Origin of the sequence: Aquibium carbonis, from assembly GCF_003970795.1 — a bacterium.
Lineage (GTDB): Bacteria > Pseudomonadota > Alphaproteobacteria > Rhizobiales > Rhizobiaceae > Aquibium > Aquibium carbonis.
Map to the genome: position 1 here is coordinate 21,568 of NZ_RWKW01000031.1, position 24,224 is coordinate 45,791.

24 protein-coding genes are annotated in these 24,224 nt (G+C 66.9%); 14 read left to right on the forward strand and 10 right to left on the reverse strand.

All coding sequences use genetic code 11. From position 1 onward, the window contains the following. Window positions 1–88 precede the first annotated feature (88 nt). From EJC49_RS08575 to EJC49_RS08590, 4 genes are all read left to right on the forward strand, one after another. Window positions 89–661 (forward strand): TRAP transporter small permease subunit, encoded by a 573-nt coding sequence (locus EJC49_RS08575; protein ID WP_126699272.1) that lies wholly within the window; start codon window positions 89–91, stop codon window positions 659–661. Next, window positions 658–1,983 (forward strand): TRAP transporter large permease, encoded by a 1,326-nt coding sequence (locus EJC49_RS08580; protein ID WP_126699274.1) that lies wholly within the window; start codon window positions 658–660, stop codon window positions 1,981–1,983. The genes EJC49_RS08575 and EJC49_RS08580 overlap by 4 nt, the downstream gene beginning before the upstream one ends. A gap of 301 nt (window positions 1,984–2,284) precedes the next feature. After that, window positions 2,285–3,616, forward strand: a complete 1,332-nt coding sequence (locus EJC49_RS08585; RefSeq protein WP_245453320.1) for an NAD(P)/FAD-dependent oxidoreductase — start codon at window positions 2,285–2,287, stop codon at window positions 3,614–3,616. A 10-nt stretch (window positions 3,617–3,626) separates the two neighbouring features. Beyond that, window positions 3,627–3,983, forward strand: coding sequence for a DUF5368 domain-containing protein (locus EJC49_RS08590; RefSeq protein WP_126699278.1), 357 nt, complete (start codon window positions 3,627–3,629; stop codon window positions 3,981–3,983). A 21-nt stretch (window positions 3,984–4,004) separates the two neighbouring features. Here the strand turns inward: EJC49_RS08590 and EJC49_RS08595 are convergent, their stop codons facing one another. After that, the gene (locus EJC49_RS08595; RefSeq protein ID WP_126699280.1) at window positions 4,005–4,394 is read right to left on the reverse strand and encodes a hypothetical protein; all 390 of its coding nucleotides are present in this window, start codon (window positions 4,392–4,394) and stop codon (window positions 4,005–4,007) included. A 209-nt stretch (window positions 4,395–4,603) separates the two neighbouring features. Between EJC49_RS08595 and EJC49_RS08600 the strand changes: the two genes are divergently transcribed. Beyond that, a complete protein-coding gene (locus EJC49_RS08600; RefSeq protein WP_245453321.1) occupies window positions 4,604–5,314 on the forward strand; it encodes an SDR family NAD(P)-dependent oxidoreductase in 711 nt (236 codons plus the stop codon). Between the two features lie 94 nt (window positions 5,315–5,408). Here EJC49_RS08600 and guaD read toward each other — a convergent pair whose 3' ends face one another. The 8 genes from guaD to add are packed head-to-tail and all read right to left on the reverse strand — an operon-like array spanning window position 5,409 to window position 14,903. Beyond that, window positions 5,409–6,788 carry a guanine deaminase gene (guaD, locus tag EJC49_RS08605; RefSeq protein ID WP_126699282.1) on the reverse strand — a complete coding sequence of 460 codons (1,380 nt, stop codon included), beginning with the start codon at window positions 6,786–6,788 and terminating at the stop codon, window positions 5,409–5,411. A gap of 51 nt (window positions 6,789–6,839) precedes the next feature. Further along, window positions 6,840–7,700: an aromatic ring-hydroxylating oxygenase subunit alpha gene (locus EJC49_RS08610; RefSeq protein WP_126699284.1), complete on the reverse strand. Its 861-nt coding sequence runs from the start codon at window positions 7,698–7,700 to the stop codon at window positions 6,840–6,842. A 16-nt stretch (window positions 7,701–7,716) separates the two neighbouring features. Further along, window positions 7,717–9,117: an 8-oxoguanine deaminase gene (locus tag EJC49_RS08615; protein WP_126699286.1), complete on the reverse strand. Its 1,401-nt coding sequence runs from the start codon at window positions 9,115–9,117 to the stop codon at window positions 7,717–7,719. A 9-nt stretch (window positions 9,118–9,126) separates the two neighbouring features. After that, complete coding sequence (locus EJC49_RS08620) at window positions 9,127–10,062, reverse strand: ABC transporter permease (RefSeq protein WP_126699288.1); 936 nt, start codon at window positions 10,060–10,062, stop codon at window positions 9,127–9,129. 5 nt (window positions 10,063–10,067) lie between these two features. Further along, a complete protein-coding gene (locus tag EJC49_RS08625; RefSeq protein WP_126699290.1) occupies window positions 10,068–11,105 on the reverse strand; it encodes an ABC transporter permease in 1,038 nt (345 codons plus the stop codon). Between the two features lie 2 nt (window positions 11,106–11,107). Next, a complete protein-coding gene (locus EJC49_RS08630; protein WP_126699292.1) occupies window positions 11,108–12,709 on the reverse strand; it encodes an ABC transporter ATP-binding protein in 1,602 nt (533 codons plus the stop codon). Window positions 12,710–12,722: 13 nt separating this feature from the next. Continuing rightward, window positions 12,723–13,838: a BMP family ABC transporter substrate-binding protein gene (locus EJC49_RS08635; RefSeq protein WP_126699294.1), complete on the reverse strand. Its 1,116-nt coding sequence runs from the start codon at window positions 13,836–13,838 to the stop codon at window positions 12,723–12,725. Window positions 13,839–13,865: 27 nt separating this feature from the next. After that, window positions 13,866–14,903 carry an adenosine deaminase gene (gene add / locus EJC49_RS08640; protein ID WP_170314661.1) on the reverse strand — a complete coding sequence of 346 codons (1,038 nt, stop codon included), beginning with the start codon at window positions 14,901–14,903 and terminating at the stop codon, window positions 13,866–13,868. 258 nt (window positions 14,904–15,161) lie between these two features. On the opposite strand from add, the gene EJC49_RS08645 reads away from it, so the two are divergent. The 5 genes from EJC49_RS08645 to EJC49_RS08665 are packed head-to-tail and all read left to right on the forward strand — an operon-like array spanning window position 15,162 to window position 19,544. Beyond that, window positions 15,162–15,428 (forward strand): hypothetical protein, encoded by a 267-nt coding sequence (locus EJC49_RS08645; RefSeq protein WP_126699298.1) that lies wholly within the window; start codon window positions 15,162–15,164, stop codon window positions 15,426–15,428. Further along, window positions 15,425–16,150 carry a Rieske (2Fe-2S) protein gene (locus EJC49_RS08650; protein WP_126699300.1) on the forward strand — a complete coding sequence of 242 codons (726 nt, stop codon included), beginning with the start codon at window positions 15,425–15,427 and terminating at the stop codon, window positions 16,148–16,150. The genes EJC49_RS08645 and EJC49_RS08650 overlap by 4 nt, the downstream gene beginning before the upstream one ends. Beyond that, on the forward strand, window positions 16,150–16,779 hold the full coding sequence (locus EJC49_RS08655) for a glutathione S-transferase family protein (RefSeq protein ID WP_126699302.1): 630 nt from the start codon (window positions 16,150–16,152) through the stop codon (window positions 16,777–16,779). Before EJC49_RS08650 ends, EJC49_RS08655 begins: the two co-directional genes overlap by 1 nt. A 42-nt stretch (window positions 16,780–16,821) precedes the next feature. After that, window positions 16,822–18,621 (forward strand): adenine deaminase C-terminal domain-containing protein, encoded by a 1,800-nt coding sequence (locus EJC49_RS08660; RefSeq protein ID WP_126699304.1) that lies wholly within the window; start codon window positions 16,822–16,824, stop codon window positions 18,619–18,621. Next, the gene (locus EJC49_RS08665; RefSeq protein WP_126699306.1) at window positions 18,621–19,544 is read left to right on the forward strand and encodes a LysR family transcriptional regulator; all 924 of its coding nucleotides are present in this window, start codon (window positions 18,621–18,623) and stop codon (window positions 19,542–19,544) included. The genes EJC49_RS08660 and EJC49_RS08665 overlap by 1 nt, the downstream gene beginning before the upstream one ends. Window positions 19,545–19,559: 15 nt before the next feature. On the opposite strand, the gene EJC49_RS08670 is transcribed toward EJC49_RS08665, so the two are convergent. Continuing rightward, window positions 19,560–19,784 carry a DUF2798 domain-containing protein gene (locus tag EJC49_RS08670; protein WP_245453322.1) on the reverse strand — a complete coding sequence of 75 codons (225 nt, stop codon included), beginning with the start codon at window positions 19,782–19,784 and terminating at the stop codon, window positions 19,560–19,562. 313 nt (window positions 19,785–20,097) lie between these two features. Between EJC49_RS08670 and EJC49_RS08675 the strand changes: the two genes are divergently transcribed. From EJC49_RS08675 to EJC49_RS08690, 4 genes are read left to right on the forward strand one after another with little or no spacing between them, the layout of a single operon-like run. Next, a complete protein-coding gene (locus tag EJC49_RS08675; protein WP_126699310.1) occupies window positions 20,098–20,598 on the forward strand; it encodes a thiamine pyrophosphate-binding protein in 501 nt (166 codons plus the stop codon). Next, a complete protein-coding gene (locus EJC49_RS08680) occupies window positions 20,595–21,203 on the forward strand; it encodes a thiamine pyrophosphate-dependent enzyme (protein ID WP_126699312.1) in 609 nt (202 codons plus the stop codon). The genes EJC49_RS08675 and EJC49_RS08680 overlap by 4 nt, the downstream gene beginning before the upstream one ends. 15 nt (window positions 21,204–21,218) lie before the next feature. Further along, complete coding sequence (locus tag EJC49_RS08685; protein ID WP_126699314.1) at window positions 21,219–22,781, forward strand: GMC family oxidoreductase; 1,563 nt, start codon at window positions 21,219–21,221, stop codon at window positions 22,779–22,781. Window positions 22,782–22,839: 58 nt separating this feature from the next. Beyond that, window positions 22,840–24,219 (forward strand): amidohydrolase family protein, encoded by a 1,380-nt coding sequence (locus tag EJC49_RS08690; RefSeq protein WP_126699316.1) that lies wholly within the window; start codon window positions 22,840–22,842, stop codon window positions 24,217–24,219. The last annotated feature ends 5 nt before the right edge of the window (window positions 24,220–24,224 follow it).

The following is a 24,224-nucleotide window of genomic DNA, read 5'->3' on the forward strand; positions in this document are numbered from 1 at the left end:
AGCGGGCCCGGCAGGTCGCCGGGCCCGCATCGCGCTGGTAAGGTGGCGTTGCCCGCGACCCGTCCGGGCGCCAAACTGGGAGGTCGCTTTGAAGCGGTTCGCCAATGCAGTGCTCCGCGTGCTCGTGGTTCCGGGCGAACTCGTCGGCTGGCTGATCCTGCCCCTGATCGTCTCGGTCCTGATGACCGTTCTCGCGGCAAAGATGGGCTGGAACGCCTTTCTGCGATGGGACACGCCGCTGCCGGTGCTGGGCAACGCCCTGACCGTCAACTCGATGGCGGACCTGCAATGGTACATCTTCGCCATCATCGCGATCTTCGGCGGCGTCTATGCATTCCGCGACAACCAGCATGTCAGCGTCGACGTCTTCTCGTCCGCGCTTCCGCGCCGCGTCCGGCTCGGCCTCTCCGTGTTCGGCGACCTCGTGTTCCTGCTGCCCTTCTGCGCGATCATCGTCTGGTATGGCTGGAGCTTCACGCTGACGGCCTACAATGCGGGTGAGGGATCGAGCTATGGCGGCCTGATGGATCGCTGGCTCATCAAGGCGATCATTCCGGTCGGCTTCGCACTGCTGGGCCTCGCCGCCCTCGTGCGTGCGCTCTCGACGATCCATTCCATCCTGCTCCCGACGTCCGGGACGCAAACTGGCGACGACCGATGATCGAGTATTTCTGGCCGATGGCGATGCTGGTCGCCCTGATGCTCGGCATCTTCTCCGGCTACCCGGTCGGCTTCGTCCTTTCCGGCATCGGTATCGTCTTCGCCGTCGTGGCCGGCGTGCCGATGATCTTTCTCTCCACCGGCGTGTCGCGCATCTATTCCGGCATCCTGACCAACTGGCTGCTGATCGCCATCCCGCTGTTCGTCTTCATGGGCCTGATGCTGGAGCGATCCGGCGTGGCCGAACGCCTGCTGCGTTCGCTCGCCGCGCTGTTCGGCCGGTTGCCGGGCGGTTACGCCTTCGCGGTCGCCATCATCGGCGTCGTCATGGCCGCCTCGACGGGCATCATCGGCGCCTCGGTCGTCCTGATGGGCATGATGGCTCTGCCGGCGATGACGCAGGCCCGCTACGATCCGAAGATTTCGACGGGCCTCATCGCCGCCTCCGGCACGCTCGGGATCCTGATCCCGCCATCGATCATGCTGATCATTCTCGGCGACCAGTTGCGCATCTCCGTCGGCGACCTCTTCGTCGGCGCCATCGGGCCGGGCCTGCTCCTTGCGGGGCTCTATTTTCTCTATCTGATCGCCGTCGCGTTCTTCCAGCCGCATCGCATGCCGCCGGCCGAACACGTGCAGGCCGAAAGCCGCGCCGCGGTCTTGATCGGCCTCGCCCGCGACCTGCTGGCCCCCGTCCTGCTGATCGCCTCCGTGCTCGGCACCATCATCACAGGCATCGCCACGCCCACGGAAGCGGCGGCCATCGGCGCGGCCGGCGCGATGCTGCTGGCGCTCCTGTCGGGCAAGCTGAATTTCGGGACGCTGGGCGCCGCGCTTCGGGACACGACCAAGACCACGGCGATGATCATCTTCGTGATGATCGGCGCGACCATCTTCTCGGTCATCTTCCGCCGACTCGGCGGTGATCAGATGGTCATCCATGCCTTCGACGCGCTGGGCACCGGCCCCTATTTCGTGCTCTTCGCCATCATGGCGCTGGTCTTTCTGCTCGGTTTCTTCCTGGACTGGGTGGAGATCGCGCTGGTCGTCGTGCCGCTGGTGGCCCCGGTCGTGGCGAGCCTCGACTTCGGCATGTCGCAGAGCCAGACGCTGACCTGGTTCGCCATCGCGCTCGCCGTCAACATGCAGACGTCGTTCCTGACGCCGCCGTTCGGATACGCCTTGTTCTATCTGCGCGGGGTGGCCAAGGACATATCGATCGGAACGATCTATCGCGGCATCATTCCCTTCGTCCTGCTGCAAATCCTTGCCCTGATCCTGCTCATCATGTTCCCGCAGATCAGCCTCTGGATGATCGGCTGAGGCCGCCGTGCCTCGCCTGCCGGGCGTGACCGCGGAACGCTTGTCCCGGACGCACGGGTGACAGGACCGCGGCCTGCCCGGGTTCGCACCTGACGACCTTGCTCGGTCATGAGACGGGCGTCGACCCCTCCATGCGGTGGACACACGCTGCGTCGTGATGCGCCGCTTGCGCGATCTTGACCCAGATCAATGCGCTTCGTGAAACACTCCTATACATCCTCATATGAGCAATTATAACCGTCATCGCGGCGCAAGCGATTTTTCGGTCGCATGCGTCGTGCTGAGCGTGGGAGGAACCGACTTGCTAGACGATCTTGACGTGCAGGCGACGCGCCGGGCGTTCCTTGGACTGGCTGCAGCGGGGGTGGCAGCCGCCTCCGTGACCTCGCAGGCGCGGGCCGCAAAGGTTTCGACCAGGGCGAAGATCGTCGTGATTGGTGCAGGCGCGGCCGGCACGGCCATGGCCAATCGCCTCGTGCAGCGCCTGGACGGAGCCGAGATCACCCTTGTCGACGGCCGCGCGGACCATCTCTACCAGCCCGGCCTGTCGCTGGTGGCGACGGGCCTGAAGCCGCCGTCCTACACCGTCTCGAAAACCACCGACTGGTTGCCTCGCGAAGTCAAGCTTGTCGCCGAAGCCGCGGCCGCGATCGATCCCATCGCAAAGACCGTCACCACGGCGGGCGGGACGACGCTCGCCTATGATTTCCTGATCGTCGCGCCGGGCCTCGTGCTCGACCACGCGGCCATCGAAGGCTTTTCGCTCAACCAGGTCGGCAAGAATGGTATCGGCGCGCTCTATGCGGGTCCCGCCTACGCGGCGCTCACCTGGCAGGCGGCCTCCAAATTCACGGCCGAAGGCGGTGTCGGCCTGTTCACCCGTCCGGAAACCGAGATGAAATGCGCCGGGGCGCCGCTCAAGCATGCCTTCCTGATCGAGGACATCGCCAGCCGCGGCGTCGGCAAGGGCAAGTACGAGATGCACTATGCCGCGCCGCAGGGTGCACTGTTCGGCGTGCCCATCGTCAGCGAGAAGGTGCGCATGCTGTTTGGCCAGCGCGGCATCGCAACGCACCTGAACCACACGCTCAAGGCGATCGACGCCGACCGCAAGCGCGCGACGTTCTCCAGGGCGGAGAAGGACGGCACCACCTCCATGGTCGAGATGGGCTACGACTACATTCACGTGATCCCGCCGCAGCGCGCGCCGGACGTCATCCGCCAGTCCGGTCTCTCCTGGGCCGACAAATGGACCGATCAGGGCTGGGTCGAGGTCGACCAGAAGACGCTGCGCCATCTGCGCTTTCCCGACGTCTTCGCCATCGGCGACGTGGCGGGCGTGCCGAAGGGCAAGACGGCGGCGTCGGTGAAGTGGCAGGTTCCGGTGGTCGAGGACCATCTGATTGCAGCGATCGAGGGCCGCGACGGCACGGAGGTCTATGACGGCTACACGTCGTGCCCGCTCATCACCCGGGTCGGCCGGGCGATGCTCGTCGAGTTCGACTACAACAACAATCTGGTTCCGTCCTTCCCCGGCGTGATCGCGCCGCTGGAGGAATTGTGGATCAGCTGGCTGATGAAGGAAGTGGCGCTGAAGGCCACCTACAACGCCATGCTGCGCGGCAAGGCCTGAGTAGAGATCCATGAAGGAACTGACGCTCGAAACCATGTTCGCCGTGTTCGAGGAGATCTTCGGCGGCGGCCTGTTCTGGACGATGGTGGCGGTCGCCGCCATCGTCACGATCCTCTATCTCTACGTCCTCATCCGAGACCGATCGATGTCGATGCGCAAGTTTCTCCTTGCGCAGCTGTCCATGCCCTTTGGCGCGCTGGCGGCCGTTCTGTTCGTGCAGCAGGTCACGGATTCCCACCTGCGCGACATCGGGGGGCCGATCGACGTCGTCGTGCTTCTCGGCGTGGCGGCCCTTGGCGCGGCCGGTACCGCGATCCTCGTCTACACGGCACAGTCGCTGGTGCGCCGCACGCCGCGAACCCCATAGACCCGGCGCACAAGCGTCGCGTCAGCCCTCGATTCGCGCGCGGCCGGAGGAGCCGTCGTCGCGCGTCCAGCTGATGCGGCCGGGGCCGGTCGGTGTGATCGTGAAGCACGACGTCTGCCCCTTGTACCAGGTTGGCCATTTCTGGCACAGCCGTTCGCCGTCCACCCACCAGCGCCCGGTCTCCTTCGGTGCGAAGAAGCGTCCGAGGCCAACCCGCGTTCCGTCGCCGGTGACGAGCCCGCCCGGCTTGTAATGCAGCGGAAACTCTCCGCCGAAAGGCACGGCGAGATAGACGCGCTTGCCGCTGACGAGTTCGACGAGCTTCGGTCCCGAAACCGGTTCGGATGCCGCCGCGCCGGCGGTCGCAAGCAAGGCCAGTGTCATGCCGGCCGCAATGGTCTGAGCAATCATGTCTGCCTCCGATGAAAGACGGTCGTCCTACGTCGAAGGTCGGCGAGCGGATCACCATCGTGTGGACGTTGCTGGACCCGCGAGCTTGTCGGTCTATGTGATTGACCGTCCGCTCGATGCTGGCAGCGAGAAGAGAGGTGACGCATGTCGAGACGCCTGGACGTGTTTGGCCCGGACCGCCCCTTGCGCGGGCTGCGGGTAATCTCGCCGTGACCGGCGGCGCAGGCTTTCCACGCGGCGGCGTCGCCATGGTCGTGGGCGCCGATGGCGGCATCGGGAGCGCACTCACGCGCGCCATCCAGGCGTCCGGCGGTTTCGACCGCGTGCTTGGCTTGTCGCGCCGCAGCCAGCCGTCGCTCGACCTCGAGGACGAGCGCTCGATCGAAGCGGCGGCCCGTCTTGCGGCATCGCTCGGCGACATTCGCCTGTGCATCGTCGCCACCGGTGTGCTGCATTCCGAGGCGATGCGGCCGGAAAAGGCGCTCCGCGAAATCGACCCCGCAGCGCTTGCGAAATCCTTTGCCGTCAACGCGACCGGCCCGGCGCTGGTAATGAAGCATGTCTTGCCAATGCTGCCACGCGAGGGGCGCAGTGTCTTTGCCGTCCTGTCTGCCAAGGTGGGCAGCATCGGCGACAATCGCCTTGGCGGCTGGTACGCCTACCGGGCGTCCAAGGCTGCACTGAACCAGTTCGTCCGGACGGCTGCCATCGAGCTCGCCCGTCGCAAGCCCGAGGCGCTGTGCGTCGCGATCCATCCCGGGACGGTCGACACGGGGCTCTCGTCGCCCTTCGCGAGGTCGGGCCTTGCGATCGCCGGCCCGGATACCGCCGCCACGGCGATCCTCGCCTGTCTCGAAGGCCTGTCGCCTGGCGAAAGCGGCGGCTTCTTCGACCGTTCCGGCGAGAGGCTGCCGTGGTGACGGTTCGGCTGGCCTGTTCGCGGGGCTTCGTCAGGTCCGGCAAGACGCGCGATCGAAGCGCCTTGTGTGATGCGGGGATGCGAGCAGCGGCGTTTCACCCCACCTGCGCGCCGCCCACCCAGATGCGGGCGAGATTGGGACGAGACGCCGTGTACAGGATCGTCTGAAGCAGGTCGTCGCCCGCTTCAGTGCCCCAAAGGCGAATGCCCCCTTGCGGTGCCTCGCAATCGATTGCAAGGGCGTCGAAATGACAGCCCGGTTCGAAGCGTCCCACGGGCAGCTCCAGCGCGTCGCCTCCACCGGCGGTTGCGAGGTGGAAGGCGTCGCGAAAATCGATCCGCGCGCCTGCACGGCTGCTGCGTTGCTCCGGCGGCAGGTCCGGATCGACGCCCGACTCCAGCATGCGCGAGGCCATGACCGCGCCGCGCATGGCGTCGAGCATGGTCGCGATCGGCCCGCCGGAAATGTCGGTGCCAAGGCCGACGCGCACGCCCTTCTCCAGCGCAGCCTTGAGCGGGAAGACGGAACCGGCGAAATAGGCGTTCGACACCGGGCAGTGCGCCACCGCCGCCTTGCGGGCGACGAGCAGGTCCATATCGTCTGCCGTCAAGAAGTTCGAATGAGCCAGAACGCCGCCCGCGGTTAGCAGGCCGAACCGGTCGAGGCTCGCCGCATCCGTCATCCCGTGGCGGGCCAGCACATGACCGTGCGCCCAGTCGCTTTCCGAGCAATGCGTCTGCACACGGCAGCCGCAGTCGCGGGCGAGGTCGCCGAGCCCCTGGAGGGCCGCGTCCGTGCAGGCCGGAATGAATCGCGGCGTGACCACCGGCAGGACGCGTCCCTTCGCATTGCCCGGCATGGCGCGGATGTGACCGATGACCGCCCGCGTGCTTTCCACCGATGCTTCCGGCGAGGCGTCGCGGTAATAGTCGGGACAACCGGCGGGATCGTCCATCGCCACCTTGCCGACCAGCGCGCGCTGGCCGCGCTCCAGGCAGATGTCGGCAAGGAGGTTGCTTGCCTCGACATGCGCGGTCGCGAAGTAGAGCGCCGTGGTGGTGCCGTTGGCCAGCAGATCATCGACCAACCGCCGGTAGACCCGACCGGCGAAGGCCGTGTCGGCATACCGGGCCTCGAGCGGAAATGTGTATCTGTGCAGCCAGACTTCCAGCGGCACGTCCAGCCCACGCCCGAGCTGGGCATATTGCGGCGCATGGATGTGGAGGTCGACGAAGCCCGGCAGGAGGATGGTACCGGCCGGCAGCGTCGCGAGCCTCCCCGCGCGACCGGCCTCGCGTTTCGCCATCTCGTATTCGGCCTCTCCAGGTCGCGTCACCGAAACGATCAGGCCGTCCTCGTCGATGGCGATCAGCGCGTCCTCGAGCCAGTCGATCGTTCCGCGCACCGGCGCATGAAAGCCCGAGGCGACGAGGGTTTGTCCACGAAGGTCGAGGCGTCGGACGTTGTCGGTCATCGATGGGTTCTTGCAGATGGCGCTTCGGAACTGGAGCGCGCGGTTTGAAGCCTACGCAGCTTGCGCCGTCGTGCCGTAGACGATGCCCTTTTCCTTCAGCCATCGACGATAGGCGACCGAGGAAGCGTCCGCGCGGGTCGGGATTTCGGATCGGGGCTCGAGCGGCAGAAGCAGCGGCCGCTGGTTCTCCAGGATGATGCGGTCCTGCAGGAAGATCACCTGCTGGAAGGCGACGAGCTCCGTGACCGTCGATACGTCGTCGATCAGGAACATCACTGGGTGGGCGCGGCAGAATTCCGGGTCGACCGGCTGGACGAAGAGGCAGATGACGTCCCAGCGGTTGGCCGCGTTCGGGCAGGTCTTGTAGAGCAGCACCGCGAAGGGGTCGGCGACCCGGTACTGATACTGCGTCATGATCCCTTCCTTGGCCGACAGCGCCGCCTGAGGCTGGAAGAACTCGCAGTTCGTTGCCCACACCTCGTCGATGTCGCGGCGGATTTCGGTCGTGTAGTGCCGCACCTCGGTGTGTGGCTCGGCGCCGAGGATGTCGGTGTGGACGAAGGGAAAATGCGCCATGTCGAGGAAGTTCTCGACCACACGCGGCGCGGACGACTTGACCGAAATCGCGCCGCAGACCACCAGTCGGCGGTCGTCTTCCTCGGCTTCCGGGATCGGCAGGACGTCGCGCGCCGGCTGGCCTAGCGTGATCCAGAGATAGCCGTAGCGCAGCCGTGTGCCCAGCGTCTCGCCGGTGTCGGCGCGTCGTACCATGAAGGTATCATCGGTCGTTCGCAGAACGCTGACGTCGTAGCCGAGCAGCCGATTGACGCTCATCCCGGACGGAATGTCTGTGACCGCGTCGATGCAGTACCACTGGTCGAGGGCGGCTTTCTCTGCGGGCTTCAAGGGCATGGCGTCGCTCCGGTGCTCAGGCGTCGTAGATACGATCCATCGTCGCGGCGTGTTCGGCAAGGGCCGCCTCGACGTCGAAGCCGACGAACGCGCCGCCGGATATGATCTGCCGACCATTGATGAAGGAGTGGTCCACCTTGAACGGCCCGCACAGCACGAGCGCCGCCAGCGGATCGCGCTGCGTGCCCGACAGGCCGAGCTGGCTGCGCTTGATCGCGATGAAGTCGGCGCTCATGCCCGGCGCCAGATAGCCGATGTCGTCGCGCCCGAGCAGCGCTGCGCCGCCGCGCGTGGCCATCGTCAGCGCCTCGCGCGCGGACAGCGCCGATGGCGTGCCGCCGAAGCCGCCGCGTCCGCCCGGCGTCTCCGAAAGATACTGGTGCGGCGCCACGCGCTGCAGCATCAGCGCCAGACGTGCTTCCATGAACATGTTCGACGTGTCGTTGGACGCCGAGCCGTCGACGCCGAGCCCGACGTTCACGCCCTTGTCGAGCATCTCGCGGATCTTGGCGATGCCCTGGCCGCAGCGCATGTTGGCCGAGGGGCAGTGCGCCACCCCGGTGCCGGTTGCTGCGAAGCGGTCGATCTCCGCGCTGGTCATGAAGATCGAATGGGCGAACCAGACGTCGTCGCCAAGCCACCCGACGGATTCCGCGAACTCGACCGGTCGCATGCCGTAAATGTCATGGCAGTAGGTCTCCTCGAACAGGTCCTCGGCCAGATGCGAGTGCAGCCGCACGCCAGGATGGCTGCGCGCCAGCGCCGCGGCGTTGCGCATCAGGTCGGGCGTCACCGAGAAGGGCGAGCAGGGCGCCAGGATGATGCGGCTCATCGAATGGCGCGAGGCGTCGTGGTGGCGGCCGATCAGCCTCTCGGCGTCCGCAAGGATCGCGTCCTCGTTCTCCACGCAGCTGTCCGGCGGCAATCCACCGAGGCTTTCGCCGCGCGACATGGCGCCCCGCGCCGCATGAAAGCGCAGCCCCATCTCCTCCGCCGCCTCGATGGTGGAGTCCAGCGTGCAGTTGTTGGGCAGGATGTAGAGATGGTCGGAACTGGTCGTGCATCCCGAGTGGATCAGCTCCGCCATAGCGACCTTGGCCGAGACGCGGATCGCATCGTCGTCCAGCCGCGCCCAGATCGGATAAAGCGTCTTCAGCCAGACGAGCAGCTCGTCGTCCTGCACCATGACGCGAGTCAGGTTCTGGTACATGTGGTGATGCGTGTTGACCATGCCGGGCATGACGACATGGCCGGACAGGTCCAGCACCTCGTCGGCCTCGATCCCGGCAAGCTCGGCCGTGGTGCCGACGGCGACGATGGCGTTGCCGTCGACGAGCATCGCGCCGTCGGCGATCTCGCGGCGCGCATCGTCGAAGGTGGCGAGCAGGTCGACGTTCCTGATCAGGAGCCGGGCCATCTCGGTCTCCTAGCGGACGTCGCGATAGTAGGGCTCGCCGAGCGCAGCGGGTGCAGCCATCAGGCGGCGCATCCTCTGCCAGGCGAGCACCGGAACGATGATCATGGCGATGGTGCCGAGATAGGGCAGCATCGACAGGACCGGCGAGGGGATCGGCCAGTTGCGCGCCTGGCCGACGAAGCCGAGCGAGGTGATCAGGCCGAAGAGCAGCGCGGCCGCCACCGCGTTGATTGGCCGGTAGCCGGCGAAGATCACCAGCGCGACGGCGATCCAGCCGCGCCCGGCCACCACCCCCTCCGACCAGGAGGGCACGAAGGCGAGCGTGAGGTAGGCGCCCGCGCCGGCCGCGAGCGCGGCGCCCGCCGAAACGTACCAGAAGCGCATCGCCTGCACGGGAATGCCGGCCGCGTCGGCTGCCGCCGGGTTTTCGCCCACCGCCCGCATGTCCAGCCCGTGCCGGGTGCGGAACATCAGCCAGTGCAGCGCGATCGGCAGGATGATGTAGATCAGGTAGACGAGGATGTTCTGCGTGAACAGGGCGCGCCCGAGCAGCGGAATATCGCTGAGATAGGGGATCGCGATCGGCGGGAAGGTTGCCGGCGCCGGGGTGCCGGAATAGGCCCGCCCGATGGTCGCCGCCATGCCCGTGCCCATCAGCGTCAGGGCCAGGCCGCACAGCACCTGGTTGGCGCGCAGATAGACGGTGGTGGCGGCGAACACCATGCCGAAGAAGAAGCCGACGACCAGAGCGAGCGCGAAGCCGAGCATCGGGCTGGGCGTGGTGATGACGGTGGCGATGCCGGTGACGGCGCCGAGCGCCATCAGACCTTCCACGCCGAGATTGACCACGCCGACGCGTTCGGCGAGCACTTCGCCGAGTGCAGCCAGCGCAAGCACGCCTCCCGCCAGGATCGAGGTCTGGATGATGCCGGCGATGATGTCCATCAGGATCAGGCCCTCACGATTCGGTAGCGGGCGAGCTCGTCGCCGATGGCGGTGTAGAACAGGATCAGGCCGGTGATCGCGAGCACGGTCGACACCGTGATGCCCTGCGTCTGCAGCACGATGCCGGAATTGAGGATGATGGCCATCAGGGCCGCCGCCGGCAGCACGCCGATCGGCGACGCGCGCGCCAGCACCGCCACCATGATGCCGAGATAGCCGAAATTGTTGGAAATGCCGCCTTGCAGGCGATGCACGGTTCCGGCCACCTCGAACATGCCGGCAAGGCCCGCGATCGCGCCCGACAGGAGCATCACCATGATCAGGTGGCGACGGAACGGCATGCCGGCATAGCGCGCGGCCTGCGGGTTGGAGCCGGCGATGCGCACCTCGTAGCCCCAGCGGGTGAAGGCGAACAGCGCCCCGACGAGAAGCACCACGACCACCGCCACGGGAAGGCCCCAATGGACGATGCCCCAGAACTCGGGCACCTCGTGCGGCAGGCGGGCGGTGGTGGCGAGCGCCCGGCCGCTCGGGTCGAGCCAAGGCCCGGTCGCCACCCAATAGACCAGCAGCGTGGCGACGAAGTTGAGCAGCAGGGTCGTGATCAGCTCGTTGACGTCGGCATAGGCGCGCGCCAGCGTCGGAATGAGGATCCAGATCGCCCCGCCGATGGCGCCTGCCACGAACATCAGCGGCAGGATCACCGCCATCGGTCCCGGCACGAAGAGCGCCACGCCCGTTGCGGCGAAGGCGCCGGCATAGAACTGGCCTTCGGCCCCGATGTTCTGGGCGCCGATCTTCTGGCCGACGGCGACCGCCAGGCCGGTGAAGATCAGCGGGATGACCAGCAGCCCGACATCCTCCAGCCCGTAACTGGAGCCGAAGGTGGTGCGCAGCACCTGCCAGCCGAGCGCCAGCGGATTGAAGCCGAGCGCGGCAAGCACGATGCCGGCCGTGACCAAGGCGAGAACGATGGCGAGGCCGCGCGCGGCAAGGGCGACGGATGGCGGCGCGGAGGGAATACGTTGGATGCGGTAGGCCATCGTCAGTGCCCCCGGCCTTTGGCGTCGTCCGTCAAACGCTTGCCGCCCATCATCAGGCCGATCGTGTCGATGTCGGCCTCGGCGGTGTCGACGACGCCCATGACCCGACCGTGGAACATGACCGCGATGCGGTCGGAGAGGTTGAGGAGTTCCTCCAGTTCCTCCGAGATGAAGAGGACGGCCACGCCCTTGTCGCGCAGCTCGACCAGATATCGCATCATCATGTTGATGGCGCCGACGTCGAGGCCGCGGCTCGGATAGGCGGCGACGAGCACGCGCGACGCGATGCGCATTTCGCGGCGGGCAACGAGCCGCTGCTGGTTGCCGCCCGAAAGGTTGCGCACCGGCATGCCGAAGTCCGGCACGGTCACCGATGCTGCCTCGGCGATGTCCTTCGCCAGTGCGGTTGCGGCGCGGCCGTTGAAGCCGAAGCCGCCCGACAGCGGCGGCCGGTCGTACTCGCGCAGGACGGCGTTGTCGGTGATCGACAGCGACGGCGCGAGCCCGCTGTGGAGCCTGTCTTCGGGAATGTGGCCGACGCCGAAATCGGCGAATTCGGCCGCCCCGGCGCGGCTGAAATCCGCGCCATCGACCAGGATGCGCCCGGACGCGGCTTGGCGCATTCCGGTGATGACCTGTGTCAGCTCCTTCTGACCATTGCCGGCAACGCCCGCGATGCCGAGGATTTCGCCGGCCCGCAGCACCAGCGACAGTCCGTCGAGGACGACATGCCCCTGCCCGTCGTCGGCGCGGATGTCTTCGAGCGTCATCACCGGTGCGCCGATGGGCGCGGCCCCAGCGCTCCGCCCGCGCATGTCGGAGAGAACGATCTCGCGCCCGACCATCAGCCGCGCCAGCGATGTCTCGGTGCAACCGGCGGTCTGTTCGGTCGCCACCTTGCGGCCGCCGCGCAGAACGGTCACGCGGTCGGAGATTTCCAGCACCTCGTCCAGCTTGTGGCTGATGAAGATGACGGCGTTGCCGCGCGCGACGAAGTCCTTCAGCGCCCGGAAGAGCTCGTGCGCTTCCGCGGGCGTCAGCACCGCCGTCGGCTCGTCGAGGATCAGCACGCGCGCCTTGCGCGTCAGCACGCGCAGGATTTCCACCCGTTGCTGCTCGCCCGTCGACAGTTCGCCGATGCGGGCGGCGGGGTCGACCGTCAGATTGAGCGCTTGCGCCAACTCGGCGGTCCGCCTTTCGAGCACGGCGGCGCTCACCGCCCTCGGCGTGTCGCTCCAGCCGAGATGGATGTTCTCGGCCACCGTGAAGGCCTTCACCAGCTTGAAGTGCTGATGCACCATGCCGATGCCCGCCGCGATCGCTTCCACGGGCGAGGCGAAGCTTTGCGGATAGCCGTCGATGACGATCTCGCCCGCATCCGGCTGGTAGATGCCGGTGAGGATGTTCATCAGGGTAGACTTGCCGGCGCCATTCTCGCCCAGGAGGGCGTGGATCTCTCCCGGCATCACGTCGAGGTCCACGTCCTCGTTGGCGATGACGCCGGGAAAGTATTTGGCGATGCCCCTGAGCTGCACGATCGGCGCGGTTCCGGGCGGAGGCACGAAACGGGTCGGCACGGGTACGGGCGGCTCGGGCGCGATCATGGTCGTCGTTCGATCAGAGGCCGGTGACGCCTTCGATCGACCAGTCCCAGTTGTACAGTTCGACCTCGGTCATGCGGTGGCCGGCCGCGACCTTGACGTTGCCGTTGGCATCCTTGATCTCGCCCTCGAACGGGCTCCAGCCGCCCATGATCTTGTCGCGGATCGCGTCGGCCTGCGCCGCCGTTTCGGCGGGCACCGTCTCGCCCCAGGCGTCGCGGTCGACGCCGCTGCCGATCGGCAGAATGTCCTCGGTCGGCGTCCACTCGCCGGCGATGCGGCGGCGCACCTGCTCGACATACCAGGCGTTGAAGTCCACCACGATCGACGAGATGTAGGCCTGCGGGCCATAGCGGCGGATGTCGGTGTTCCACATCACCGCCTTGGCGCCGCGCTGTTCCGCCACCTGGAGATAGGCGGCCTCGTCCATGATGCCGAACAGAACGTCGGCGCCGTTGTCGATCAGCGCCGTGCCGGCCTGGGCCGCCGCCTGCGGGTCGAACCAGGAGTTGATGACGATCGCCTGCAGCGTCGCTTCCGGCTTCACCGAACGCGCGCCCATCAGGAAGGCGTTGGTGCCGGAATAGACCGACGGCACCGGGAAGGAGGCGACGTAGCCGAGCTTGCCGGACGCCGACATGAGGCCAGCCGCCACGCCCGCGATGTAGGACGGATACCAGTGCGCGACGTAGTAGGTGCCGAGATTGTCGAGCGGGTTGCGGCCGTCGCATTCGTAGAAGGCCACGTCCGGCGTGCGCTTGGCGACGTCGTAGATGAAGTCGCCGTAGTTGGAGTTGGCGATGATCATGTTGGCGCCTTCGGCGGCGAACTGGCGGAAGATGCGGCTGGCGTCCGCCGAATAGGGCACGTTTTCGACGAACAGGGTCTTGGCCTTCGGAAAGGCCGCGGCGACGGCCTGGCGGCCGAGGTCGTGGGCATAGGTCCAGCCCTCGTCCGAGGTGGGTCCGACGTAGCCCCAGGCGATCACGGCGTCTTCCTCGGCCACGGCCGGCAGCGGCGCCGCGGCGCGGGCGGACGAAATCAGCCCGGTCTTGGGCAGGAGAAGCGATGCACCGGCGGCGGCGCCGATGTTGAGGAAGCCTCGGCGGGTCAGGTCTGAGATATTGATCATGGTGCGTCCTTTACGGTTGCGGCGGGTTCAGGCTTGGGAGGCGTAGTCGGCGACGAGCCGGTCGATCTCGGCTGTCCACTCGGGCAGCCAGCGCCGTTTCGTTTCGGGGTCGAGCCAGGAGGCGTGGAGCCCCTGGAGTGCGATCCCGCCGAGGCTTTCCGGGGAAAGGCCGAAATTGCGGGCGATCAGCGCGTATTCACGATCGAGCGTGGTGCCGAACATCGGCGGGTCGTCGGAGTGGATCGTCACGTTCAGTCCGGCCTCGATCATACGGCGGATCGCATGGTCCGGCGACGCGAGGTCGCGCCAGACCGTCGTCGCAAGCGTGGTGCTCGGGCAGCAGGTGAAGGGGATCCGGCTCTCGCGACAGCGTTGGACGAGGTCTGCGTCGTCGACCACGTGATAGCCGTGGTCGATGCGGGAGACTCCGAGCAGGTCGATGGAGTCCCGGACGAACGCGGCCGGGCCGGACTCGCCGGCATGGGCGGTCACGTTCAGTCCGGCCGACCGGGCGCGGTCCCAGAGCGCGGCGAAGGGAGCTGGCGGATAAGGCGCCTCGTTGTAGTCGAGCCCTATGCCGATCACCTCCGGCACGCGCTCTGTCAGCACCATGTCGAGAAACCGCTCGCCCTGCTCCGGCCCCAGTTCGCGGCTGTGCGCCGGGATCAGCCGTGCGGCGAGCCCGTGGGCGTCCTTTGCGCGGCGGACGCCGTCGAGAATGCCCTCGAGCATGGTCGAATAGGCGACGCCGTGCGCCAGATGGGCGTGCGGGCTGAAAAACAGCTCGACGTATCGGGCGCCCGCCAGCGCACAGCGTTCCAGCGCCTCGAAGGTCACGCGGGAAAAATCCCCGCTGTCGCGGATCGAAGCGCAGACGAGGTCGTAGATGCGCAGGAAGTCGGGCAGGTTTCCGTAGTTGTAGAGGTCGGTGGGCTGTTTGTCGTCCGGCAGCGCCACGCCATTCCTGGCGGCCAGGTCCGCGAAGGTCGATGCCGACACCGCGCCCTCGAGGTGCAGATGCAACTCCACCTTCGGCAATGATCGGACGAAGCCCTCGATCGACACGGGAGCTATCCGCGACGCGCCGCCGGAGGCAGGCGCCACCGGCGCGCCGCCGCATCGTTCAGCAAGTCTGAGTTGTTCGACATTTTGCCCCTTTGTCGATCACGATTGATGCTTCAGCGCAACAATATGCAGTCTGGCAGGGCTTGCACAAGCCCCAAAATGATGTCTAATTAGTCAGAAAGCATGAATGCATAAAAAATAGACATAAAGGCCGAAAAGAAGGCTGATGGTGATCATGAAAGCGGCGTCGACATGCCGATGACCCGAACCGCCCGCCTCTGCTTCGAGGGACGCTTCGTCGTGTCGAGCTTTGCCGAATTCGTCGAGCGGCGCGCGGCGCGGCTGGACGTCGACGTGGTGGTGAGGAAGGCCGGCGATCGCCTGTTCCTGATCGAGGTGACGGGTCAGCCTGACCTCATCGACGCCTTCGAGATGGCCTGCAGCCTGGGGCCGCTCGACTGCCTGGTTCTGGATTGCAGGAGCGTGGCGCTCGCCGCGATGGAGATGGAGAGAAGCGACCGATGAGTTTGGCACCTGGATGGCACCCCGTCGCCCTTTCGGGCTCCATCGATCCCGGCACGTCGGCTGGAACGCACCTCGATGGCCGGGAGTATGTGGTCTGGCGCGACAACTCCGGTGTCGCGCATGTGTGGGAGGATCGCTGCCCTCACCGCGGCATGAAGCTGTCCTTCGGCTTCGTGCGTGGCGACCACATCGCCTGCCTCTATCATGGCTGGCAATACGACACGGCCGGCCGCTGCCGCTACATCCCGGCCCATCCGGACCTGGACGTGCCGGCGACGATCACCGTCCCGGTCTTCGCCACCGTGGAAACGTGCGGTATGATCTGGACGACCACCGATGCCGCGCCCAACCGCGCCGCGCCGCCGGCCGATCCCGGCGAAGCCATGGCGGTGACGACCCTATACGCCGATATCGGTCCGCTGGCATTTCTCGACGCCGTCCGCGCCCTGCCGCCTCAGCCTTTCATTCCGGGTGATCCGGAACCACAACTGTCGCAGATCGACGGTGCGCTTTGGCGGCTCACCGCAGGAGGCGATGTTCTGTTGCTCGGCATGCAACGGCTGAACGATGTGCGCTCGGCACTGCATGTCGTGATCGCCGGTTCCGCCTCGACCTACGCCGGCGCCGGCCAGTCGCATGTCTTTGCCTGGACCCGCGCCTTGCGTCACCGGTTGGCGACGGTGCCGGCGAAGTCCGAAGCGACACATGCGGAGGCCGTCTGATGGCGCTGGTGCTCTACAACTACGATCTCGACGAGAATTGCTACAAGGTGCGCCTGGCGCTCTCCATGCTGAAGCTCGAGCACGAGACCATCGCGGTCAACGCCTTCCCAGGTCGGGAGCAGGAGACGCCGCCCTTCCTCGCCCTGAACCCCATGGGAACGCTCCCGATCCTGAAAGACGGCGAACAAACGCTGTTCGGTGCGGAGGCGGTTCTTGCGCATCTCGCCCGGACCCACGACCCTGCGGGCACGTGGCTCCCGGTGGAGGGCGAGGCTTTCGCAGCCGTGATGCAGTGGCTGTTCTTCGCCAGTGGCGATCTCTCCGCGGCGGGCCGCGCCCGCGCGAATGCGCTATTTGGACCACCGGGAGACGAGACTGCCTTGCGCGCTGCCGCCCGCCGCGCGATCATGGCGATGGAAGACGTGATGGTTGCGAACGGCTTCCGGGCCCGCGAATGGTTTGCCGACGAAAGACATACGATTGCGGACGTCGCGCTGTTTCCCGCCTTCGCTCTCAGCCGCGATTTCGGCGTCGATCATGACGAGTTCCCCGCGCTTCGGAAATGGGCGCGGCGCTTCCGCGCAATCCCGGGCTTCCTCACCATGCCCGGGATTCCGGACTACCATTGAAACCCGCAGCTCCTGCCGCGCAACGCTTACGAGGCAAATGCCATGGCCCCGCTCACCCGCTTCTCCGTCGCACCGCTTTACACGCTGACGCGTCATCTGGCCGCCGTGGCCTCCGGCCGCGCCGATCCCGATCTCGTCATCACCGGCGCGCGCGTGCTATCGACCTATTCGGAGCGCATCCTGCCCGATCGCGAGATCTGGATCGTCGGCGGCCGCCTCGCCGCCGTCAAGCCGGCGGGCACGTACAAGGGCGGCGCGAAGCGCCATGACGCAAAGGGCGGCATCATCGCGCCCGGCCTCGTCGATCCGCACATCCACATCGAATCCTCGATGGTCACGGCCTGCGCCTATGCCGAGGCCGCACTGCTCAACGGCACGACCACCATCTTCTGCGACAGCCACGAGATCGGCAACGTCATGGACGTGGCCGGTGTCGAGGCCATGCTGGAAGACGCGCGCCAGGCGCCGCTGTCGATCTTCCTCACCGTACCGTCCACCGTGCCCGCAACCTCCGCAGCGCTGGAGACGGCTGGCGGCGATCTGACCGCCGACAAGATCGGCGCCCTGTTCGACAAATGGCCGGAGGCGCTGGCGCTCGGCGAAAAGATGGACTTCGTGCAGGTGGCCATGGGCGACGAACGCAGCCACGCCATCCTCGCCGCGGCGCTCCAGCGCGGCCGCCCTGTCTCGGGTCATGTCTATGGACGCGAATTCGTGTCCGCCTATGCAGCGTCGGGCGTCACCGATACGCACGAGGCGATCGACCGCGAGATCGCCGACGACATGCTGGAAGCCGGCATCTGGCTCTTCTTGCGCGGTGGCCCGCCCACGACGCCCTGGCACTCGCTGCCGCAGGCAATCCGCACCGTTACCGAGCTTGGCGCGTCCCACAAGCGCATCGCCGTCTGCACCGACGACCGCGATGCCGACGATCTTCTGCTGTTCGGACAGGATTGGGTGGTTCGCGAGGCGATCAAGGCCGGCATGAGCCCCGAGCAGGCCTGGAGCATGGGCTCGCTGCATGGCGCCACCCGCTTCGGCGTCGAAGGCGAGGTGGGTGGCATGGGCGGCGGGCGCCGCGCCGACCTCGTGCTGCTCGATGACGGCATGCAGCCGGTCAACACCTGGTACGGCGGGGAACTGGTGGTGGAGAACCGCAAGATCACGCCCGCCCTCGATGCGGCTCTCTCCGCGCGCTATCGCTATCCGGAGGCCGCCTACCACACGGTCAAGCTGCCCTCAGCGATCAAGCTGGTGCCCGATCTGCCGACGGGCGCGGTCACCGTCAACGCCATCCGCACCGAACTGCCCGGCATCACGCTCGGCCACGAGAAGATCGCGCTCGAACCCGCCAACGACTGGCAGGCGCATTTCGAGCGTCATGGCCTGTGTTTCGTCACCGTGGTCGAACGCCACGGCAAGTCGGCCGGCAACGTCGCGCATGGCCTGTTGTCCAATTTCGGCCTGACGCGCGGCGCGGTCGCCTCCTCGGTCGGCCACGACAGCCACAACATCATCCTGGCCGGCGTCAGCGAGGCCGACATGCAGGTGGCGTTGCGCGCGCTGGAGAAGACGCAGGGCGGCGTTTGCGTGGTGGTCGATGGCAAGGTGACCGCGATGGTGGAGCTTCCGATCGCCGGCCTCCTGTCCGAAAAGCGCGTGACGGAGGTGGCCGAGGAGGTCAAGCTGATGAAGACGCAGTGGGACGCCGCCGGCTGCACCATTCCCTACATGGGCTTCAACCTGATCCCGCTCTCGGTCATCCCCGAGATCCGCATCACCGACAAGGGACTGGTGCTCGTGCCGCAGATGGAGATCGTGCCCCTGGTGGAACCGGCCTGATGGATCTCTTCCGCTCCGGTCTCGTCTCGCCCCGCCTGCACTATTTCCAGCTCGTGGCGAGGCTCGGGTCGGTGCGCCAGACCGCCCAGGTGCTCAACGTCGCGCCGTCCTCGATCAGCCGCGTCATCAAGGGGCTGGAGGACGAGATCGGCACGCCGCTCTTCGAGCGCGTGCGCCAGCGCCTGAAGCTCACCAGCGCGGGAGAACTGCTGCTCTACCACGCCCGCCAGAGCACGTCGGAACTGTCCCGCGCCTGGTCGGAAATCAACGATCTGCGCGGCCTCAACCGCGGCGCCCTCTCGGTCGCCGTGGTCGAAAGCGCAGCGCGCGGCCTCATCCCCGACGCACTCGACGCCTTCTGGACAAAGCACCCGCTGATCACGGTTGACGTGCGGGTGGCGAGTTCGCAGCAAGCCTGCGACGCCGTCGCCGACGGCGAATGCGATGTCGGCATCGCCTTCGACATCCGCGTGCCGCGCACCGTGCGTCGCCTCGCCACGGCGTCGCTGCCGGTCGGCGTCGTGGCGCATCCGCAAAGCCGCTTCGCGGGCCGCACGGAACTGAAGCTGTTCGACCTCTCTGGCGAACAGGTCATCCTGTCGGATGCGAGCCTGGCGCTCGGCCTGTCCGTCAACGAGGCCATCAACCGGTCGATCATCGATCTCACCCGCCGCACCCGCACCAACTCGATCGCGCTGATGGGCGATCTGGCCCGGCGCAATCTGGGCACCGCGCTTCAAACGCGGCTCGGCGTCGAGCGCGAACTGGCCGACGGCAGCCTCGTCTTCGTGCCGTTGCGCGATCCCAAGGTGCCGCCGCGCCGGCTGATGCTTCTCACCCGCGGCGAGCGCGAGATGTCGGAGGCTGCGTCTGCCTTCGCCGCGGTGCTGGCGCGTGCGGTCGAGGATCTGGCCGACCGGTGAGCCATGCCGGCCGGCTCAGCCGCGCGTCAGACGCACCGACAGCGCGAAGGCGAGCCGGCTGACCACGAGAGACAGGCAGAAGGCGATTGGCCAGGCGAGCAGGAACTGTTGCGGCCACACCCGCAGCCACAGATGCGTGGGCCCGAGCGCGATCATGCTCATGATGCCCGACATGAGGAAGGCCATCATCAAGGAAATGAAGACCTGGGCGAGGATGACTGTTTTCTTGCTGTTCGTCACGTTCGTCTCCTGCAGGGGACGGCGGTGACGGATACCCATCGCGCACCGCCCCGATAAACGGGTTGGCGCCGTGGGTTCGCGCGGGTGCGCGACTAAATCCCGCTGGTCGCGGGGGCCGGAATAACCGTACCGGCCTCAATCTTTTCGACCGGGAACCCTTAACCAGGATGACGCCCGGGCGTCAAGTTCCAGCGTGGGGGAAGCGGTGCCAGAACTGAAACTTGTTGCGTATGGCGCACCGTCTCATTCGAAAAATATCGCCTGTTCACAACACGCCGGCTTTGCGACTGTCGGGCTTCACGGAGTGCACGAAATGAAGCAAAGCGCCGTCGACGCGGTGATCAGGGGGCTGAAGAAGGCGGGCGTTTCGATCGTCTGCTACCTGCCCGATTCCCTGTTCAAGGAACTCTATCCGGCGCTCGACGCCGATCCGGACATCCGCACCATCCGCGTCACCAACGAGGGTGAGGGCGCCGCCATCTGCGGCGGTGTCTTCCTGTCGGGCCAGCGCGCCGCGCTGGTGATGGAGAACTCCGGCCTGCGGGCATCGGTCGAGCCGCTCGCGCGCATGGGGCTAGGCGCCGGAATCCCGGTCGTCATGCTGATGAGCTATCGCGGCGAGCTCGGCGAGAACAACTGGTGGGCCATTCCCCACGGCATCACCATGGAGCCGGTGCTCGATGCGTTGCGCATTCCCTACCGCATCGTTCGCGAGGAAGAGGCCATCGAGCGCGCGATCGTCGATGCCTATGCCTGGTCCTACGCCTCCTATTATCATTCGGCGATCGCGCTCGGCGGGGAGGTGGTGCGATGAAGCGCTATGACTGCATGACGGCGCTGGGCGCGCGCCTGAAGGACGAGCTGGTGATCCTGTCGCTCGGGGGTTCGGTCGACGAGTGGTACAACGCAGCCCCGCATATGCGCGCGGCGAGCCTGTTCCAGCAGCAGCTCGGCTGCGTCACGCCGCAGGCCTTCGGGCTGGCGGCCGGCCTGCCGCACCGGCGCATCGTCTCGCTCGACACGGACGGCGGCCTGCTGTTCAACCTCGGCATTCTCGCCACGCTCGGCAACGAGCAGCCGAAGAACCTCTTCGTCGTCGTCTGGGACAACGAGCGCTACCAGTCGATCGGTGGCCCGCCGACCCACACCGCTTTCGGCCGCGTCGACCTCGCCGCCATCGCACGCGGCGCGGGCGTCGAGCACGCCTACACAGCGCGCACCGTCGAGGAATTCGACGCCCATTGCGAGGCGGGCCTGAAGGCCGACGCGCCCTACATCATCGTCGCCAAGGTCGACGGCATCCTCCAGCCCGGCATCAAGCGCAAGCACTCGGACGGGCGCGAGGACAAGTACATCTTCGTGCGGCACGTCGAAACGACCGAGGGCATCATCATCATGGGCCCGAGCGAACACAACTGAGCGGCGCGGAATGACATGATCGCCTTTCCCATCCTCCCACGCAGGCCGCTCGAACGAGGCTACGACGTGATTGTCGTCGGCTCCGGCTCCGGCGGCGCGGCGGTGACGCGGCGGCTGGTCGATGCGGGCGTCGAGGTGCTGCTCATCGAAGCGGGGCCGGCGGGCATCGGCGTTCCCGAGCTCGAGGATCCCGCGCAGTGGGTGCCGCTGATGCGCAGCCGTTGGGACTGGGGCTACGACTATGCGGCCGCGCCGCATGTCGACGGCCGCGTGATCGGCATCCCGCGCGGCAAGGTTCTGGGCGGATCGACGGCGATCAACGCGATGATGTGGTATCGCGGCCACCCGATGGACTACGACGCCTGGGCGGACGCCGGCGCCGTCGGCTGGAGATTTGCCGACTGCCTGCCCTATTTCAGGCGGTGCGAGGACTGGGAGGATGGCGAAACGGACCTTCGCGGCGAAGGCGGGCCGCTCCGGATCGAACGTGCGACCGAGATACACCCTGTCGCGCAGGCGCTGATCGACGGCGCGGAGGCCATCCGGCTCCCGGTGATCGACGACCCCAATGGCCCCGGCAACGAAGGGGCGACGCGCTCCAATTTCAACATGTCCGGTGGGAAACGCTGGAGTTCTGCAAGGGGATATCTCTGGCCGGTTCTCGATCGTCCGAACCTGACGGTCGTCACGGAATCGCTGGCCCTCTCGCTGGTGGTCGAGAACGGCCGATGCGCTGCGGTTCGCCATCTTGTCGACGGCCAACCCGTCGAAACCAGGGCGCGCGAACGCGTCGTGCTGGCGGCTGGCGCCATCGACACGCCACGGCTGCTGATGTTGTCGGGTATCGGCGATCCCGCCGAACTGACACGCCTCGGCCTGCCCGTCGTGCATGCCCTGCATGGTGTCGGCCGCAATCTCCAGGACCACCCGCTCGCCCAGGCCTGCGTGTTCCGGTCGAGGCAGCCGCTCGGACCCGTCACCGGCAATGGCGGCGGCTCGATGGTCAACTGGAAATCCAGCCCCGACCTGATCCAGGCCGACGTTCATGCCTTTCCCGTTCAGGGCAACAGCGCCGAGCTACCGCTGCGGGCCCGCTACGACCTGTCGGGCGACCTCTTCTCGTTCGGCTTCGGGCTTATGCGCTCGAAAAGCGTCGGCCATCTGCGCCTGCTCGAAGGTCGGCCCGGCGGGGCGCTGGACATCCAGCCGAATTTTCTGGCCGAGCCAGAGGATCGCGAGGCGATGCTGCTCGCCTTCGAGCAGGTTATGGAGATGGCCGCCGCACCGGCCAACGCGCATCTCTTCGATGGCTTCGCGGCGCCTGACCGACGGCTGTCCCGAGCCGAGGCCGAGGTTTTCCTGCGCGAGGCCTGCTCGACCTTCTTCCACACCTGCGGCACCTGCCGCATGGGCGCGGACGACCTGGCTGTCGTCGACAGCAGGCTGGCGCTGCGCGGCCTCGATGGCCTGATCGTGGCGGACGCCTCGGTCATCCCGATCATCCCCACCTGCAACACCCACGCGCCGACGACCATGATCGGCGAACGGGCGGCGGATTTCCTGCTGGGGATGGCATGAGCCTTGCATTTCAGTTCAACGGCCGGCGCTCCGCCGGTCTGTCCGAGGACCGACGACCATGACGCAGGCACTCATCTTCACGGCTGACGCGGTTCTCACCATGGACGACGCCAATTCGGTCATCTGCGGCGGCGCTGTGCTCGTCGAGGACGGCCGCATCGGCGCGGTGGGACCGCTCGATGCGCTGAAGGCAGCCCATCCGCATATTGCCGTGAAGGCTCTGCCGAACACGGTGCTGATGCCTGGCCTCGTCAACGCCCATGCCCATTCCGGCTTCCTGCGCGGCACGGCCGAGCACCTGCCGGTGTGGGACTGGCTGACGCTCCACATCAATCCCATGCACCGGGTGCTTCAGCCGCACGAGGCCGAGACCGCGTCCTGGCTCTGCTATGCCGAATCCGTGCTCGGCGGCACCACGACCGTCGTCGACATGTGGCGCTACATGGACGGCAGCGCCAGGGCCGCGGAGGCCATCGGCAACCGGCTGGTCGCCGTGCCCTATGTCGGCGAGCACCCGGACTACGATTATTTCGACACGCTCGACATGAATGAGGCGCTGATCGAAAGCTGGCATCGCAAGGCTGGCGGGCGCGTCAACGTCTGGGTCGGGCTGGAGCATCTCTTCTACGCCGACGAACCGGCGCAGCGCCGCGCCGTCGAGATGGCCAAACGCCATGGCACCGGCTTTCACACCCATTGCAGCGAGGCCGAGATCGAACTGGCGGAGTTCCAGAAACGCTACGGCAAGCGGCCGATGTTCGTGCTCGACGATCTCGGCTTTTTCGAAACCCCCCGCGCCATGATCGCCCATGCGGTCTGGCTCGACCAGGCCGAGGTCGACCTGATCGCGAAACGCCCCGTCTCGGTCGCCCACAACCCTGTCTCCAACATGAAGCTCGCCAGCGGCATCGCGCCGATCGCCGAGATGCTGGCAGCCGGCGTGCCGGTCGGCATCGGCACGGACGGCGAGAAAGAGAACAACAATTTCGACATGTTCGAGGAGATGAAGGTCGCCTCCTTGCTCGGCAAGCTGAAGCATCTCGACGCCGCGGCGATGGATAGCTGGCAGGTGCTGCGCATGGCCACCATCCTCGGCGCGAAGGCCATCGGCCTTGACCACGAGATCGGTTCGATCGAGGTCGGCAAGCGCGCCGACATGATCGCGGTGCGCAACGACACGCCGCGCATGACGCCGTTCTTCCCCGAGGGGCCGTACTTCAACCTGCAGCACAACCTCGTCCACGCCGTGCGTGGCGGCGATGTCTCGATGACCATGGTCGACGGCAGGATCCTCGTCGAAGGCGGACTGCTCAAGACCGCGAATCTGACCGACATCATTGCCGAGATCCATGCTGTCGCGCCCGGCCTCTTCGCCCGGCGGGCGGCCTATCTGGCGGAGCACGAGACCGGCACCAAGCAATGGACGGCGGAGAGTTGAGGACG